At 54.6% G+C, this 14,368-nt stretch carries 13 protein-coding genes; 5 read left to right on the forward strand and 8 right to left on the reverse strand.

Going from position 1 to position 14,368, the window contains the following annotated elements; all coding sequences use genetic code 11:
• The first annotated feature begins 31 nt into the window (after positions 1 to 31).
• The 5 genes from ACXADJ_RS10200 to ACXADJ_RS10220 are packed head-to-tail and all read left to right on the forward strand — an operon-like array spanning position 32 to position 4,347.
• On the forward strand, positions 32 to 1,135 hold the full coding sequence (locus ACXADJ_RS10200; protein WP_475065397.1) for a PhoH family protein: 1,104 nt from the start codon (positions 32 to 34) through the stop codon (positions 1,133 to 1,135).
• Positions 1,135 to 1,611 carry an rRNA maturation RNase YbeY gene (gene ybeY / locus ACXADJ_RS10205; RefSeq protein ID WP_475065399.1) on the forward strand — a complete coding sequence of 159 codons (477 nt, stop codon included), beginning with the start codon at positions 1,135 to 1,137 and terminating at the stop codon, positions 1,609 to 1,611. The genes ACXADJ_RS10200 and ybeY overlap by 1 nt, the downstream gene beginning before the upstream one ends.
• Complete coding sequence (locus ACXADJ_RS10210) at positions 1,608 to 2,438, forward strand: HlyC/CorC family transporter (protein ID WP_028294713.1); 831 nt, start codon at positions 1,608 to 1,610, stop codon at positions 2,436 to 2,438. The genes ybeY and ACXADJ_RS10210 overlap by 4 nt, the downstream gene beginning before the upstream one ends.
• A gap of 32 nt (positions 2,439 to 2,470) precedes the next feature.
• Positions 2,471 to 4,006, forward strand: a complete 1,536-nt coding sequence (gene lnt / locus ACXADJ_RS10215) for an apolipoprotein N-acyltransferase (RefSeq protein ID WP_475065403.1) — start codon at positions 2,471 to 2,473, stop codon at positions 4,004 to 4,006.
• A complete protein-coding gene (locus tag ACXADJ_RS10220) occupies positions 4,006 to 4,347 on the forward strand; it encodes a DUF6164 family protein (protein WP_475065406.1) in 342 nt (113 codons plus the stop codon). The genes lnt and ACXADJ_RS10220 overlap by 1 nt, the downstream gene beginning before the upstream one ends.
• A 91-nt stretch (positions 4,348 to 4,438) precedes the next feature.
• Here ACXADJ_RS10220 and mutT read toward each other — a convergent pair whose 3' ends face one another.
• The 8 genes from mutT to ACXADJ_RS10260 form a co-directional block, all read right to left on the reverse strand.
• Complete coding sequence (gene mutT / locus ACXADJ_RS10225) at positions 4,439 to 4,858, reverse strand: 8-oxo-dGTP diphosphatase MutT (protein ID WP_475065410.1); 420 nt, start codon at positions 4,856 to 4,858, stop codon at positions 4,439 to 4,441.
• Positions 4,858 to 6,075 carry a bifunctional glutamate N-acetyltransferase/amino-acid acetyltransferase ArgJ gene (gene argJ / locus ACXADJ_RS10230; RefSeq protein ID WP_475065414.1) on the reverse strand — a complete coding sequence of 406 codons (1,218 nt, stop codon included), beginning with the start codon at positions 6,073 to 6,075 and terminating at the stop codon, positions 4,858 to 4,860. The genes mutT and argJ overlap by 1 nt, the downstream gene beginning before the upstream one ends.
• A 30-nt stretch (positions 6,076 to 6,105) precedes the next feature.
• A complete protein-coding gene (secA, locus tag ACXADJ_RS10235; protein WP_475065418.1) occupies positions 6,106 to 8,838 on the reverse strand; it encodes a preprotein translocase subunit SecA in 2,733 nt (910 codons plus the stop codon).
• Between the two features lie 157 nt (positions 8,839 to 8,995).
• Positions 8,996 to 9,925 carry a M23 family metallopeptidase gene (locus ACXADJ_RS10240; RefSeq protein WP_028294708.1) on the reverse strand — a complete coding sequence of 310 codons (930 nt, stop codon included), beginning with the start codon at positions 9,923 to 9,925 and terminating at the stop codon, positions 8,996 to 8,998.
• Positions 9,926 to 10,106: 181 nt separating this feature from the next.
• Positions 10,107 to 11,015, reverse strand: a complete 909-nt coding sequence (lpxC, locus tag ACXADJ_RS10245) for a UDP-3-O-acyl-N-acetylglucosamine deacetylase (protein WP_028294707.1) — start codon at positions 11,013 to 11,015, stop codon at positions 10,107 to 10,109.
• Positions 11,016 to 11,109: 94 nt separating this feature from the next.
• On the reverse strand, positions 11,110 to 12,285 hold the full coding sequence (gene ftsZ, locus ACXADJ_RS10250) for a cell division protein FtsZ (RefSeq protein ID WP_028294706.1): 1,176 nt from the start codon (positions 12,283 to 12,285) through the stop codon (positions 11,110 to 11,112).
• 62 nt (positions 12,286 to 12,347) lie between these two features.
• Positions 12,348 to 13,583, reverse strand: coding sequence for a cell division protein FtsA (ftsA, locus tag ACXADJ_RS10255; RefSeq protein WP_028294705.1), 1,236 nt, complete (start codon positions 13,581 to 13,583; stop codon positions 12,348 to 12,350).
• Complete coding sequence (locus tag ACXADJ_RS10260) at positions 13,583 to 14,368, reverse strand: cell division protein FtsQ/DivIB (protein WP_475065425.1); 786 nt, start codon at positions 14,366 to 14,368, stop codon at positions 13,583 to 13,585. Before ACXADJ_RS10260 ends, ftsA begins: the two co-directional genes overlap by 1 nt.

Below are 14,368 nucleotides of genomic sequence, written 5' to 3' on the forward strand. Positions count from 1 at the left end.
GCCAGCCATACTTGTCCGACAGGAGCATTGCTTGACTGATTCCGCATCACAAGCCGACAACTCAGTAATCACGCTGGAACTGATTCCGGAAGAAGCGCACAGGCTCTCTAACCTGTGCGGCAACCTGGACAGCCACATCAAACAGATTGCTGCCCACTTTGACCTCACCATTTATAACCGTGGCGCGCACTTCACCATTGAAGGCGACGCCGACCGTGGTCAACGCGTCAGCCAGCTGCTGGAACGCCTGTACCTCGAAACCGGTTCCGGCACACCGATCACACCAGACCTGATTCACCTGTTGCTATCCGAAGACGTGATGAACCAGTCCGATTATGAAGACTCTGCCGAGGCCGACGCCAGCCAGGCCGCCGACGCGGTTGCCAACGAAGTCGCCCGCGAGGATTCCTTGCTGATCAAAACCCCGCAGACCTACGTCAAGGTACGCGGCAAGCATCAGCGCGAATACATCGAACAGGTGCGCAAATACGACATCAATTTTGGTATTGGCCCAGCCGGTACCGGTAAGACCTTCCTGGCCGTTGCCACAGCCGTTGAAGCACTGATGCGCGACGAAGTTAAACGCATCCTGCTGGTACGTCCGGCGGTTGAGGCGGGTGAAAAACTCGGCTTCCTGCCTGGCGATCTGGCCCAGAAGATCGACCCATACCTGCGCCCCCTGTACGACGCCCTCTACGAAATGCTGGGCTTCGAGCAGGTTGGCAAGCTGATGGAACGCAACATCATCGAGGTTGCTCCACTGGCCTACATGCGTGGTCGTACCCTCAGCCACTCGTTTGTGATTCTGGATGAAAGCCAGAACACCACCAAGGAACAGATGAAAATGTTTCTGACCCGTGTCGGCTTTGGTTCTCGTGCGGTGATTACCGGCGACTTGAGTCAGGTCGACTTGCCACGCGGCGTCTACTCTGGCCTGCGTCATGGTCTGGAAGTACTGGAGAACGTCGAAGGCATTGGCATCACCCGCTTCGATAGCCGCGATGTGGTGCGTCACCCGCTGGTTCAGCGCATTGTTGACGCCTACGACCGCCACGACGAAAAAGTCGAACAGGAAAAGAAACAAAAAGCCGACGAAGCCCGTGCCCGCTACAAAGACAGCGAGGAAGACGCCTGATGGAATTGTTTCTGGACCTGCAAATTGCCGAGGAGCTGGAAGGTGTTACTGGCCTGCCCTCTGAGCAGCAGTTTGAACAATGGGCCAACGCCGCACTGGCGGATCGTTCACCCTTTGACGAACCAGAACTGACCATTCGTCTGTGCGACGAAGCCGAAAGTCAGGAGCTGAATCACGAATACCGCGGCAAGGACAAACCGACCAATGTGTTGTCCTTTCCGTTTGAAGCCCCACCAGAAGTGCCCATTCCGTTGTTGGGCGATCTGGTAATTTGCGTCCAGGTGGTAGCACGCGAAGCGGATGAACAATCCAAAACCGCAGAAGCACACTGGGCGCATATGGTTGTTCACGGATGCTTGCATTTGCTGGGATACGACCATATAAAAGACGACGAAGCTGAAATCATGGAAGACCTGGAAAGGCAAATCCTGGCTCAGCTTGGTTATCCTGATCCTTATCTAGATGAGGCCCCATGAGCGAAGACCGATCGGGTCAGCCCCGAAGTTGGCTGGAAAAGCTGACTGACCTGTTCTCTGACGACCCACAGAGTCGTCAGGATATCAAAATGATCGTGCGCGAAGCTGCCGAACGCAGCATCGTCGACAGCGACACACTCAATATTCTGGAAGGCGCCTTACAGGTGTCTGAAATGCAGGTGCGGGACATCATGGTTCCGCGCTCACAGGTGGTATCCATCCAGATCGATGAATCCTTGCAGGACTTGCTGCCACGGGTTATCGAATCGGCTCACAGCCGTTTCCCCGTGCTGGATGAAGACGAATCCGAAGTGCTCGGCGTGATGCTGGCCAAGGATTTGCTACCACTGCTGCTGGAGCAAGGTGCCGAGTTCAACCTGCGCGACCTGCTGCGTCCCACCACCTTTGTACCGGAAAGCAAACGTCTGAACGTGCTGCTGCGCGAGTTCCGCGCCACTCGTAACCACCTGGCAGTGGTTGTCGATGAGTTCGGCGGCATTGCCGGTCTGGTGACCATCGAAGACGTGCTGGAACAAATCGTCGGCGATATCGAGGACGAACACGACTTTGATGAGGAAGAAAGCCTGATCAAGGAAGTGGAAGACAAAATCTATATGGTCAAAGCCCTGACCCCACTGGACGACTTCAACGAGTTCTTCCAGTCGGAACTGGACAGCGGCGACTTCGACACTATTGGCGGCGTGGTCGTACACCACTTCGGCCGGGTGCCGGAATGCAATGAAAGCATCAGCATCGATAGCTGGCGCTTCAAGGTCGTTAACGGCACCAGCCGTCAAATCAATTTGCTGGAAGTTACTCCGGTCTGACCTTGTCAGTCCCTTCTGCGAGCGCTGAAATCATGAAAGTCTGGATTTCCCGAATTTCGTTGCTGGCAGCAGGGGCTATCTTCCCCCTCGCTCTGGCACCCCTGTACTGGTGGCCTCTCGGGCTTGTCAGTATTGCCGTGTTCTGCCAACTGCTGTGGAAACCGAAAACCTCCCGTCGGGCCTTTACTCGCGTATGGTGGTATTCCTTCGGTCAATTCGCAGCCGGTGTCTCCTGGGTGTATGTCAGCATGCACGACTATGGCGGTACCTCGATGCCACTGGCAATTCTGCTGGTCGGTTTATTTGCTGCCACGCTGGCGCTGGTGCCAGCAGCGGTATTTGCCATCTACCCGCTACTGAAACACCCCAATGGCAAACAGATCATGCCGTGGTTACTGATCCCGGTGTTCTGGTTTCTGTCGGAGTGGGTACGTAGCTGGCTGTTCACCGGCTTTCCATGGTTGTTTGCTGGCGATGCCCATTTGCAAACCTGGCTGGCCGGTTGGGCGCCCGTTATTGGCAGCTACGGTATTTCCATCATTCTGGTGCTTACTGTCAGCGCCCTGATTCAGGCCTTCCGTACCCAGAAACCGGTTTACCTGACTGCTTTGCTGCTGTGGCCTATGGGGCTGCTGTTACAGCAGCAGTCGTGGACCGAGCCAACAGGCAAGGTCATCGTCAGCGCGGTGCAGGGCAATATCAACCAGAACATGAAGTGGAAACCCGAGATGGTCGGTCCCACCATTAACCTCTACTTCAAACAAACCCGCAAGCTGTGGGAAAGCGATCTGATCGTCTGGCCAGAGACTGCCATGACGCTGGTGTACGATCGCTTCCTCCCCTACCTGCAAGAGCTCAACGAAGAAGCCCGTCACCACGATGCGACAGTGATCACCGGTATTGCCTACCGTCACCCGGTGGACTCCCCACTGGCTGGCGAGTATCACAACAGCGTCATCGCCACTGGCATGGGTCATGGTATGTACCACAAACAGCGGCTGGTGCCGTTTGGTGAGTTTGTGCCGTTTGAAGCCTGGATTCGCGGTGCGATACCCTTTCTGGATCTGGAAATGTCGAGCTTTTTGGCCGGCGATGCCAATCAGCCACTGATTGAATTTGAAGCCAACGGCAAGCTGCATAAGGTGGCCAGCTACATTTGCTACGAAATCGCCTACCCACAGCTGGTCAGCCGCATGGCGCAGCAGTCGGACCTGCTGATCACCATCAGTAACGATGCCTGGTTTGGCGATTCCCTTGGGCCCAAGCAACACATGGGACTGGCCCAAATGCGTGCTTTGGAAACCGGCCGTTACCTGCTACGAGCCACAAACACAGGCATTACCGCACTGGTCGACAATCGTGGCCAAATCGTTGAGCGTGTGCCGACCGGAGTCAAAGGCACCCTGACCGCCCGAGCTGAAACCCGCACCGGCAGTACACCTTATATGCGCGCAGGTTTGATCCCTCATTATCTGTTTGCTTTGGTCGTGCTGGTGATGGCTGCGGGTATGACCATGACCCAACGGCCCAAGCGCAAAAACGATGTTATGGCGGAGCTGGACGACTGATGGCCAAATTGTTGTTTAACCTGCATCAGGTTCCCGAAGAAGAAGCCAACGCGGTGCGCCAGATTCTGGATGACCACCAGATCAGCTGCTACGAAACCAACGCCGGTCGTTGGGGCATTTCCGTGGCGGCCATCTGGCTGGTGAACGAAGACGATTACCCCGAAGCTCGCGCTCTGATTGACGACATTCAGGCCCAACTGGCAGAGCATGAGCCCGCCCCCACCCGCTTCGCAGATAAATTCCGCGAACGCCCTGTCGATGTTGTGCTGGCGGCCGTCGCCATTGCCATTGTGCTGGGGTTAACCCTGTGGCCGTTTATGACAGCGTTTGAGGGGCTATAGAGCTCCCGAGCGACGACAGCAAACCGAACGAGAACAAAAAAAGGCCAGCAAAGCTGGCCTTTCGAAGAGCGTATATAACAACGCAGAGCAGTTAATCCAACTGCTTCAGCAAGGCATCGACGATTGCCACGTTAGCCTGGGGGAATTCGTATTCCGCCAATGCTTGCGCAGTGACCCATTCCACCGGCTGACCTTCCGCACCGTGCGCGGTTTGCGCTTGCTCAGCGTCCAGTCTTACCACCCAGGTATCCAGTCGAACGGACTTGTCCGGGTAATCAAAGCTGATGTCGATCAGCGCTGTCATTTGTTCAACAGCACACACAACACCCAGCTCTTCCTTCAGCTCTCGTACCAGCGCTTCTGGCGTGGTTTCACCGGCTTCAATCTTGCCGCCAGGAAACTCCCACTTACCACCCTGATGCTTGTCTGACGGCCGTTTGGCAATCAGGATCTGCTTGGCGTCGTCAAGAATAGCCGCCACTGCGACGGCCACTTGCTTACGCTCAGCCATCAGGAGCGGTAGTCCGCATTGATGGTCACGTATTCGTGAGACAGATCCGAGGTCCAGAGGGTTTCAGCAACGTCACCACGACCAAGTGCGATGGTCACGGTGAACTCGGCCTGTGCAAAAATCGCAGCACCGGCTTCTTCGGTGTACGACGCGCAACGGCCACCGTCTTCAACGATTTGTACGTCATCCAGCCAGATCTGAATTTTTTCCAGATCCATATTCTGCACGCCAGCACGACCAACCGCTGCCAGAATCCGGCCCCAGTTGGCGTCAGAAGCGTACATGGCGGTTTTCACCAGTGGTGAATGGGCAACGGTGTAGGCTACGTCCAACGCTTCCTGCTGGGCGGCACATTCCGTCACTTTCACGGTGACGAACTTGGTAGCACCTTCGCCATCACGAACGATGGCTTGCGCCAGTTCCTGAAATGCCAGTTTCAGTTCATCGAACAAGGCAATGGCATCGGCCGAATTGGCGTCGGTGATTTCAACGCTGGACTTGCCAGTCGCAACCAGCATGCAGCAATCGTTCGTTGAGGTATCACCATCGATGGTGATGCGGTTGAACGAGGCATTGGCCAGACGCTTGCACCAGTCATCAAGGATGGCCTGGTCTACCGCGGCATCCGTGGCAATGAAACCCAACATGGTCGCCATGTCCGGTTTGATCATGCCAGCGCCTTTGGAAATACCCGTGATCACAGCATCGCCCGCAGACAGTGTCAGGCGCTTGGAGTAACCCTTGGGTTGGGTGTCCGTGGTCATGATGCCACGACCGGCACGTGCCCAGTTGTTCTCATCCAGTGCCGCCAGCGCTGCCGGGATACCGCTTTCAAAGGCCGCCATTTTCAGCGGCTCGCCAATCACGCCAGTCGAGAACGGCAATACTTCCGCCGGGCTGACACCTGCAGCATCCGCCAGCAATTCACAGCTACGAACCGCATTGGCGTAACCGGACTTGCCGGTACCTGCGTTGGCGTTACCGGTATTGATCAGGAAATAACGCGGAGCAGCTTGCTGCAAATGCACACGACTGATCTGAACCGGCGCGGCACAGAATGCGTTTTTGGTAAACACACCCGCCACTCGGCTGCCTTCAGCCAGTTCAAAAATCACCATGTCATCACGGTTGGCGTAACGCACGTGTGCCTGGGTAATCCCCACACGCACGCCCGCCACCGGAATGAAGTCTTCAAATACCGAAAGATTTACGGCCATGTTGTTGATGCCTTAATAACGGCGGTAAGCTCAGGAGAGCTTACCGTGACAGTGCTTGTACTTCTTGCCGGAACCACATGGGCAAGGTTCGTTGCGTCCTACCTTTGGCTCTTCACGGGTAACCGTTTGAGGGCCTTCGGCAGCCTCAGCCTGTTCCGGCTCGCCCATGGCGCTGGCCGTTTCATGCTGGTACTGGGCAGCACGAGCCTGGGCTTCTGCTTCGGCGCGGCGACGCTCTTCCATCTGACGCAGTTCTTCGTCATCGTCCTGGCGAATCTTGACGTGCGACAGGATGCGGATAGTCTCGCGTTTGATGTTGGTCAGCAACTCCTGGAACAGCGCAAAGGACTCACGCTTGTATTCCTGTTTCGGGTTTTTCTGACCGTAGCCACGCAAATGAATGCCCTGACGCAGGTGGTCCATGGTGGCCAGGTGTTCTTTCCAGAGGTTGTCGACGATTTGCAGCATCACCTGCTTCTCGAAACCACGCAGGGCTTCGCGTCCAGCCTGCTCTTCTTTCGCCTTGTAGGCGCCTTCAATGGCTTCCAGAATGCGCTCACGCAGGGTTTCTTCGAACAGTTTTTCTTCGGTGTCCAGCCACTGCTGAATCGGCAGTTCAATATCGAACTCGGCTTTCAGGTGCTGCTCCAGACCGGCCACATCCCACTGCTCTTCCAGACTCGCTGGCGGAATGTAATCGTTGATGGCTTCTTCCACCACATCAGCACGTACACTGCTGATGACATGGCCAATATCGTCCATTTCCATCAGGTCGTTACGTTGCTCGTACACCACGCGACGCTGGTCGTTGGCAACGTCATCGTATTCCAGCAGCTGCTTACGAATATCGAAGTTACGGCCTTCCACCTTACGCTGGGCTTTTTCGACGGCGTTGGTCACCATCTTGTGTTCGATGGATTCACCATCTTTCATGCCCAGCGCCTGCATCATGTTACGCATGCGATCGGACATAAACAGACGCATCAAGTTGTCTTCCAGAGACAGGAAGAAACGAGTAGAGCCGGCGTCACCCTGACGACCGGCACGACCACGCAGCTGGTTATCGATACGACGGGATTCGTGGCGTTCGGTACCAATGATGTGCAAACCGCCAGCTTCCAGAATGGCGTCGTGACGCTGTTTCCATTCGGTCTTGATGGCTTCAATTTGTTCATCAGACGGGTTATCCAACTGGGCAACTTCGGCCTCCCAGTTACCGCCCAGCATGATGTCGGTACCACGACCGGCCATGTTGGTGGCAATGGTAACCGCGCCCGGACGACCGGCTTCGGCAATGATCTGTGCTTCGCGCTCGTTTTCCTTGGCGTTCAGTACGTTGTGCGGCACTTTGGCCTTGGTCAGAACCGTGGAAACGTATTCGGATGCTTCAATCGATGCCGTACCCACCAGTACCGGACGCTGTTCAGCGATCACCTTGCGGATCTCTTCAACCACCGCGTTGTACTTTTCAATCTGGGTGGCGTAGATCACGTCGTTGTGGTCAATACGCTGGATCGGCTTGTTGGTTGGGATAACCACCACGTCCAGACCGTAGATCTGGTGGAATTCGAACGCTTCGGTATCCGCAGTACCGGTCATACCGGCCAGCTTCTCGTACAAACGGAAGAAGTTCTGGAAGGTAGTGGATGCCAGCGTCTGGCTTTCGGCCTGAATCCGAACGCCTTCTTTGGCTTCCACCGCCTGGTGCAAACCTTCGCTCCAGCGACGACCCGGCATGGTACGACCGGTGTGTTCATCAACGATGACCACCTGACCGTTCTGCACGATATAGTCGACGTTCTTCTGGTAAACCGCGTGGGCACGCAAGGCAGAGTGAACATGGTGCAGCAGCATCAGGTTCTGGGTGGCGTACAGGCTGTCGTCTTCTGGCAGGATGCCAGCTTCTTTCAGCATGTCTTCAACGAACTCATGACCTTCCTCGGTCAATTCGATGGAGCGGCTCTTTTCATCAACAATGAAATGGCCGGAAATCGGATTTTCTTCTTCGTCCAGCTCCGCCCGTTGCAGCTTCGGCGCCAGCTCGTTCATACGGCGGTACAGCTCGGAGTTGTCCTGTGCTGGGCCAGAGATAATCAGCGGGGTACGGGCTTCGTCAATCAGGATCGAGTCCACTTCGTCGACGATGGCGAAGTACAGGTCACGCTGAACCTTGTCGTCCTTCGAGAACGCCATATTGTCGCGCAGGTAGTCGAAACCGAATTCGTTGTTGGTGCCGTACACGATGTCACAGGCGTACTGATCACGCTTGGTCAAAGTGTCCTGTTCAGGAACCACAACACCGACGCTCAGGCCCATGAATTCATACAGCGGGCGCATCCAGTCGGCATCTCGACGCGCCAGATAGTCGTTCACCGTCACCACGTGAACGCTTTTGCCCGTCAGTGCGTTCAAATAAGTCGGCAGCGTACCTACCAGGGTTTTACCTTCACCAGTACGCATTTCAGCAATGCGGCCTTCATGCAGGGTAATACCACCGATCATCTGTACATCGAAGTGGCGCATGCCCATCACACGGCGGCTGGCCTCACGACAAACGGCAAACGCTTCTGGCAGAACCTTGTCGAGAGATTCACCTGCGGCAATACGCTCTTTGAATTCCGGGGTTTTGGCCTGCAGATCCGCATCTGACAGTGCCTGAAGTGCTTCTTCCAATGTGTTGATTTGGGCGACAACCTTGCCCATACGCTTCAGCTCTCGGCTGTTTTTGCTGCCGAAAAGCTTGCGGAAAATATTACCCATCATGTGAATGTGTCTATCCAGTCTTTGAATTCTTTGAGGCCGAGCTGCCTTGCCGGTCTGTTGTTATATCAGACGAACATGACAAGCACGATATGCGGGCGGATTTCCCAAAATCAAGCACTGAGGGGCGCCGAAAGGAAATCCTGATCCTGCGGGGGAATTAGCGGAGGGTACGGTGCAGATAGGCTGCCGGGTCGACGGTGCGGCCATTTTTGTACACCTCGAAGTGCACGTGTGGGCCAGTAGAGCGACCGCTGCTGCCCATGGCAGCAACAACATCGCCCTTGCGGACAATATCGCCGACCTTGACCAGCAGTTCCTTGCAATGCGCATAGCGGGTTTTGTAGCCGTTGCCATGGTTGATCTCAACCATGTTGCCATAGCCATAGCGATCGCCAGACCAGGTCACCACACCGGAAGCAACTGCGACAATGTCGGAGCCCATCTTACCGGCGAAATCGACCCCGGCATGCCAGGCCAGCTGCCCGGTAAACGGGTCCGCACGACGGCCATAACGCGACGACAACCAACCCTTCTTGATCGGTCGGCCGGTAACAAAGGTGTCTTCATCGAGCTTGCGAGCGGCAATCAGGTCATCCAGCACTTCCAGCTGCTGTTCACGCTGAATAATCCGCTCGGACAACTCGTTCAGTACGCTGTTGATCTCCGGCGCCTGATACGCCTCTCCCATGGTCGAAGGGCCACCCAGTGCCGGAGCCATGGAGAAATCAAATTCTTCAGATTCAAGATCGGTTACGTCAACCAGACGCTCGCCCAAAGCATCCAGGCGCATAAGACGGGATTGCAATTCCGCCAGTTTTACCGTCAGAGCTTGTAGTTCCTGATCGGTTTGCTCACGGATGCGGGCAATTTCCTGCTTTTGCAGGTGGAGATCGTTTTCCCAGGCTTCGGTAGCGACCGGCTCAAGCGAAAAGTCTTCGTCGGCAAGCCACTCCGAGAGCCAGAATCCGGTCATTCCCATGGCGAACGGCAACGCAACCAAACACCCGAACAGCAAGGTTTTTGCCGGAGTGCTCAGTCGGTAGTTACGGGATTCTCCGTGACGTTCGCCAACTATAATGATGTTCATAGATAACCAGGGTTCTCAGAGGCCTGCTATGAGTATAGATGGGACTGGTAAAGACTACAGAAACAATGTTCGAGATCTGACCCAGGGCCGCTATACCGCAACCGCCCCAACCTTTTTCTACACATAAAAAGAAAGGCCATATTACTATGACCTTTCTTTATTTCCAGTCTGTCTGCCGGTTTTATACGGCTGCGGCTGGTTTCATGTAGTTGATTGGCGCCGCTTCGTCGTCAAATTCAACAAATTCCCAGGCATCTTCCTGAGCCAGCAACTCGCGCAGCAAGCGGTTGTTGAGGCCGTGACCGGATTTGTAACCAATGAACTCACCAATCAGGCTGTGTCCCAGCAGGTAGAGGTCACCAACGGCATCCAGAATCTTGTGTTTGACGAACTCATCGTCGTAGCGCAGGCCGTCTTCGTTCAGAACACGGTAGTCATCCACCACGATGGCGTTTTTAACGCTACCTCCCAGTGCCAGGTTCTTGGAACGCATGTATTCCAGATCCTTGGTGAAACCAAACGTGCGGGCACGGCTGACTTCTTTCACATAAGAGGTGGATGAGAAATCCAGACTGGCTTTTTGAACGCTCTGCTTCAGAACCGGATGATCAAAGTCGATCTCGAAAGAGACCTTGAAGCCATCATGCGGAACGAAAGCAGCGTACTTGTCGCCATCACGCACTTCAATACGACGTTTGATGCGAATGAATTTCTTCAGTGCGTTTTGCTCACGCAGACCAGCCGATTGAATCAGGAACACGAATGGACCGGAACTACCGTCCATAATCGGCACTTCCTGAGCGCTGACTTCTACGATGGCATTATCAATTCCCAAGCCCGCCATGGCTGACAGCAAGTGTTCTACTGTGTCGACCTTGGCATGGTCACGAACCAGAGTGGTGGACAGGGTAGTCTCGCCAACACTGGTTGCGTTAGCTGGAATGTCTACGACCGGTTCCAGGTCGGTACGACGGAATACAATCCCTGTATTCTCAGGCGCAGGTTTCAGCGTCAGGTAGACCTTTTCACCGGAGTGAAGGCCAACGCCGGATGCGCGAATGGTATTTTTGAGCGTGCGTTGAGGGATCATTAAGACATTCCTGCCAATACTGGTCATCTATTGGGCAAAATAAATTGCGGCCGATTATAGCAGGTGCAGAGAGACACGCCAGAGGCGTGTCTTCTTAGTCAGCCTGTCGACGCAGGAACGCAGGAATATCCAGATATTCCATATCCTGACGATTCTGAGGCTCTGCTTTCGCTGCCTGGCCACCGGCCTGACGGCTTACCGCTGGGCGTTCCAGCTGACTGTAGTCCGGCTTTCCGTCTGGCGTCTTCGGTGTATTATCGACCACTTTCTTCGGGCGTTGTTCCGCAGGTGCAACAGGTTTGTTTGCAGTTGCCTCATTTCGAAGGCCAGTCGCAACCACAGTTACACGCAGTTCATCGCTCATTTCAGGGTCAATTACGGTACCCACAACCACGGTAGCGTCTTCGGCTGCGTACTCACCAATGATCTCACCGACTTCCGAGAATTCACCCAGAGACAGGTCGAAACCAGCGGTTACGTTCACCAGAATACCGCGTGCACCGGCCAGGTTGACGTCTTCCAGCAGCGGGCTGCCAACAGCAGACTCAGCGGCCTTGCGAGCACGGTTTTCGCCACTGGCGGAGCCGCTACCCATCATTGCCTGACCCATTTCAGACATCACGGTACGCACGTCCGCGAAGTCGACGTTGATCATACCCTGCTGGGTGATCAGGTCAGCGATACCTTTAACAGCACCGTGCAGTACATCGTTGGCACTGCGGAAGGCATCCATCAAGGTGGTGCCTTTACCCAGAACAGAGAGCAATTTCTCGTTCGGGATGGTGATCAGTGAATCCACGTGTTCGCTCAACTGCTTCAGGCCGATCTCAGCCATCGCCATACGCTTCTTGCCCTCAAAAGAGAAAGGACGAGTCACAACAGCAACGGTCAGGATACCCAGCTCACGAGCAATTTCTGCCACGACTGGCGCACCACCGGTACCGGTACCACCACCCATTCCGGCGGTGATAAAGACCATATCTGCACCTTTCAGTGCATCAGCAATACGTTCACGATCTTCTATGGCCGCCTGGCGACCAACGTCCGGATTGGCACCGGCGCCCAGACCTTTGGTCAGGCCTGAACCCAGTTGAATCACAGAACGTGCGCCTATGTTACGCAATGCCTGGGCATCGGTATTGGCACAAATAAATTCAACACCATCGATATTGCTTTCTACCATGTGCTGTACGGCATTACCGCCGCCACCACCAACACCGATGACTTTAATTACTGCATTTTCAAGCACGTCGTCCGCAAGTTCGAACATATCGCCTTCGTTTCCAAATGACATAACACACCCCCCTCTGCTACGCACCTACTTATTAAATACTAAAAATTGCCTTTTATCCAATCCGATAAGCGGGAAAAAACGCCAGTTTGTGACTTTTCTTCCAATATTTGTGGTGCTTTATTTTGTGGTTGCTTGGCGGCATAAAGCAGCAAGCCAACCGCAGTGCTGTAAATCGGATTATTAATCACGTCCGTGAGTCCGGATACGCCATGTGGACGCGCCAAACGAACCGGCATATGGAATATTTCCTCAGCCAATTCCACGACCCCTTCCATTTTTGACGTTCCACCCGTCAAAACAATGCCGGCTGGTATTAATTCATCGAAACCACTGCGACGAAGTTCGGCCTGGATCAGGGTAAATAATTCGTCATATCTGGGCTCTACAACCTCAGCCAGAGACTGCCGCGAGAGCTGACGGGACGGGCGATCTCCGACGCTTGGCACGTTGATCATCTCGTCATCCCGCGCCAGCTGGCGCAAGGCGCAGGCGTATTTGATCTTTATATCCTCGGCATGTTGCGTAGGCGTCAACAATGCCATTGCGATATCGTTCGTTACCTGATCACCGGCAATAGGAATAACCGCCGTGTGGCGAATAGCGCCATCGGTAAAAATGGCAATATCGGTGGTGCCACCACCAATATCGACCATACATACCCCAAGCTCCCGTTCATCGTCGGTCAACACGGCATAACTGGAGGCCAATTGTTCCAGAATCACGTCTTCTGTGCGCAGTTCACAACGTTGCACACAACGCTCAATATTTTGCGCTGCATTAACCGCTGCCGTAACCAGATGCACTTTTGCTTCCAATCGGACACCAGCCATTCCAACCGGTTCACGAATACCTTCCTGATTATCGACAATATATTCCTGCGGAATAACATGAATTGTCCGACGATCCTGCGGAATTGCGACCGCTTGTGCGGCATCAATAACACGATCCAGATCGGCTTCGGTTATTTCTGCACCACGTGCAGCAACCACACCACTGGAATTTTGTGATTGCACATGGCTACCAGCAATACCGGCATATACCGAATGTATATTACAGCCTGCCATCAGTTCGGCTTCTTCAACCGCTCGACGAATGGATTGCACGGTGGATTCAATGTTCACCACCACGCCTTTCTTCAGGCCCCGGCTTGGGTGGCTGCCCAAACCAACAATTTCAATACCGCCTTCCGGGGTGACTTCCCCAACGATGGCGACGATTTTGGATGTGCCGATATCCAGACCAACCAGCATTTGTCCGGCTTGTGTTGTGGCCATTACCCGGTTACCCCCTTTGTGTTCCATCGAATGGCAGCGCCTTTTCCGTATCTGAGATCAACCTGTTGGACCGATTCCTGGTCCAGATTGCCCAGCAGCACCACCAGTCGCTGCAACCGTTCCTCAAAATATTGTTTTCCGAATCGCACCTTCCAACCGTTCGACAAGGTCATGTCGACGGTGCGAATCGCATTGATGTTCAGGCTGCTGACCTTAACACCCGTTTTTAACAGTGCTTGCTGGGCCCGACGGAACGATTTGACTGCCTGTTCTCTTGCAGAATCCGTACCGTAAAGGTGCATCAAGCCACCACTTTCATAGCCTTGCGGCAATTCTGTTACCTTGCCCGACGCTGTCATCAGTGCAACGTCATTCCAGAGTGCCACCGGCACGTCTTCATGTATCAGTAATTCAAGGCTTCCCGGCCAGCGCTTTCGGACCGCGACCCCAGCAACCAAGGGCATTGCAGCCACTTGTTGCCGTACTTTGCTGACGTCCAACGAGAAGAAACTTTCGTTCTTCACCCACAGCAGCGACTTGCCAACTTCCTGTGGATCAACGGCGTCGAGGTTGCCGACCACCACCACTTCCTTGACCGGCCATTCCTGATAGGCCTTGTTGCCGGCGAATCCTGCGACAGAAACCAGAACAACCAGCAGCGAAACCCACCAGAACCACGTTGGAACCCGCACCTGAAACGTCAAATTTTCTTTCAGGCGTCGGAAAACCGGCTCTTTTGGCTCGGGTGCCAGTGTCGCGCCACGCGGGCTTTCTTTCTGGCCCAT

Source organism: Oceanobacter sp. ABM4_470 (assembly GCF_056158645.1).

Excerpts from the sequence above, each read along its gene's own strand:
- ybeY (WP_475065399.1), top strand. The coding sequence starts at position 1,135 with ATGGAATTGTTTCTGGACCTGCAAATTGCCGAGGAGCTGGAAGGTGTT.
- ACXADJ_RS10210 (WP_028294713.1), top strand. The coding sequence starts at position 1,608 with ATGAGCGAAGACCGATCGGGTCAGCCCCGAAGTTGGCTGGAAAAGCTG.
- lnt (WP_475065403.1), top strand. The coding sequence starts at position 2,471 with ATGAAAGTCTGGATTTCCCGAATTTCGTTGCTGGCAGCAGGGGCTATC.
- ACXADJ_RS10220 (WP_475065406.1), top strand. The coding sequence starts at position 4,006 with ATGGCCAAATTGTTGTTTAACCTGCATCAGGTTCCCGAAGAAGAAGCC.
- mutT (WP_475065410.1), bottom strand. The coding sequence starts at position 4,858 with ATGGCTGAGCGTAAGCAAGTGGCCGTCGCAGTGGCGGCTATTCTTGAC.
- argJ (WP_475065414.1), bottom strand. The coding sequence starts at position 6,075 with ATGGCCGTAAATCTTTCGGTATTTGAAGACTTCATTCCGGTGGCGGGC.
- secA (WP_475065418.1), bottom strand. The coding sequence starts at position 8,838 with ATGATGGGTAATATTTTCCGCAAGCTTTTCGGCAGCAAAAACAGCCGA.
- ACXADJ_RS10240 (WP_028294708.1), bottom strand. The coding sequence starts at position 9,925 with ATGAACATCATTATAGTTGGCGAACGTCACGGAGAATCCCGTAACTAC.
- lpxC (WP_028294707.1), bottom strand. The coding sequence starts at position 11,015 with ATGATCCCTCAACGCACGCTCAAAAATACCATTCGCGCATCCGGCGTT.
- ftsZ (WP_028294706.1), bottom strand. The coding sequence starts at position 12,285 with ATGTTCGAACTTGCGGACGACGTGCTTGAAAATGCAGTAATTAAAGTC.
- ftsA (WP_028294705.1), bottom strand. The coding sequence starts at position 13,583 with ATGGCCACAACACAAGCCGGACAAATGCTGGTTGGTCTGGATATCGGC.
- ACXADJ_RS10260 (WP_475065425.1), bottom strand. The coding sequence starts at position 14,368 with ATGGGCCAGAAAGAAAGCCCGCGTGGCGCGACACTGGCACCCGAGCCA.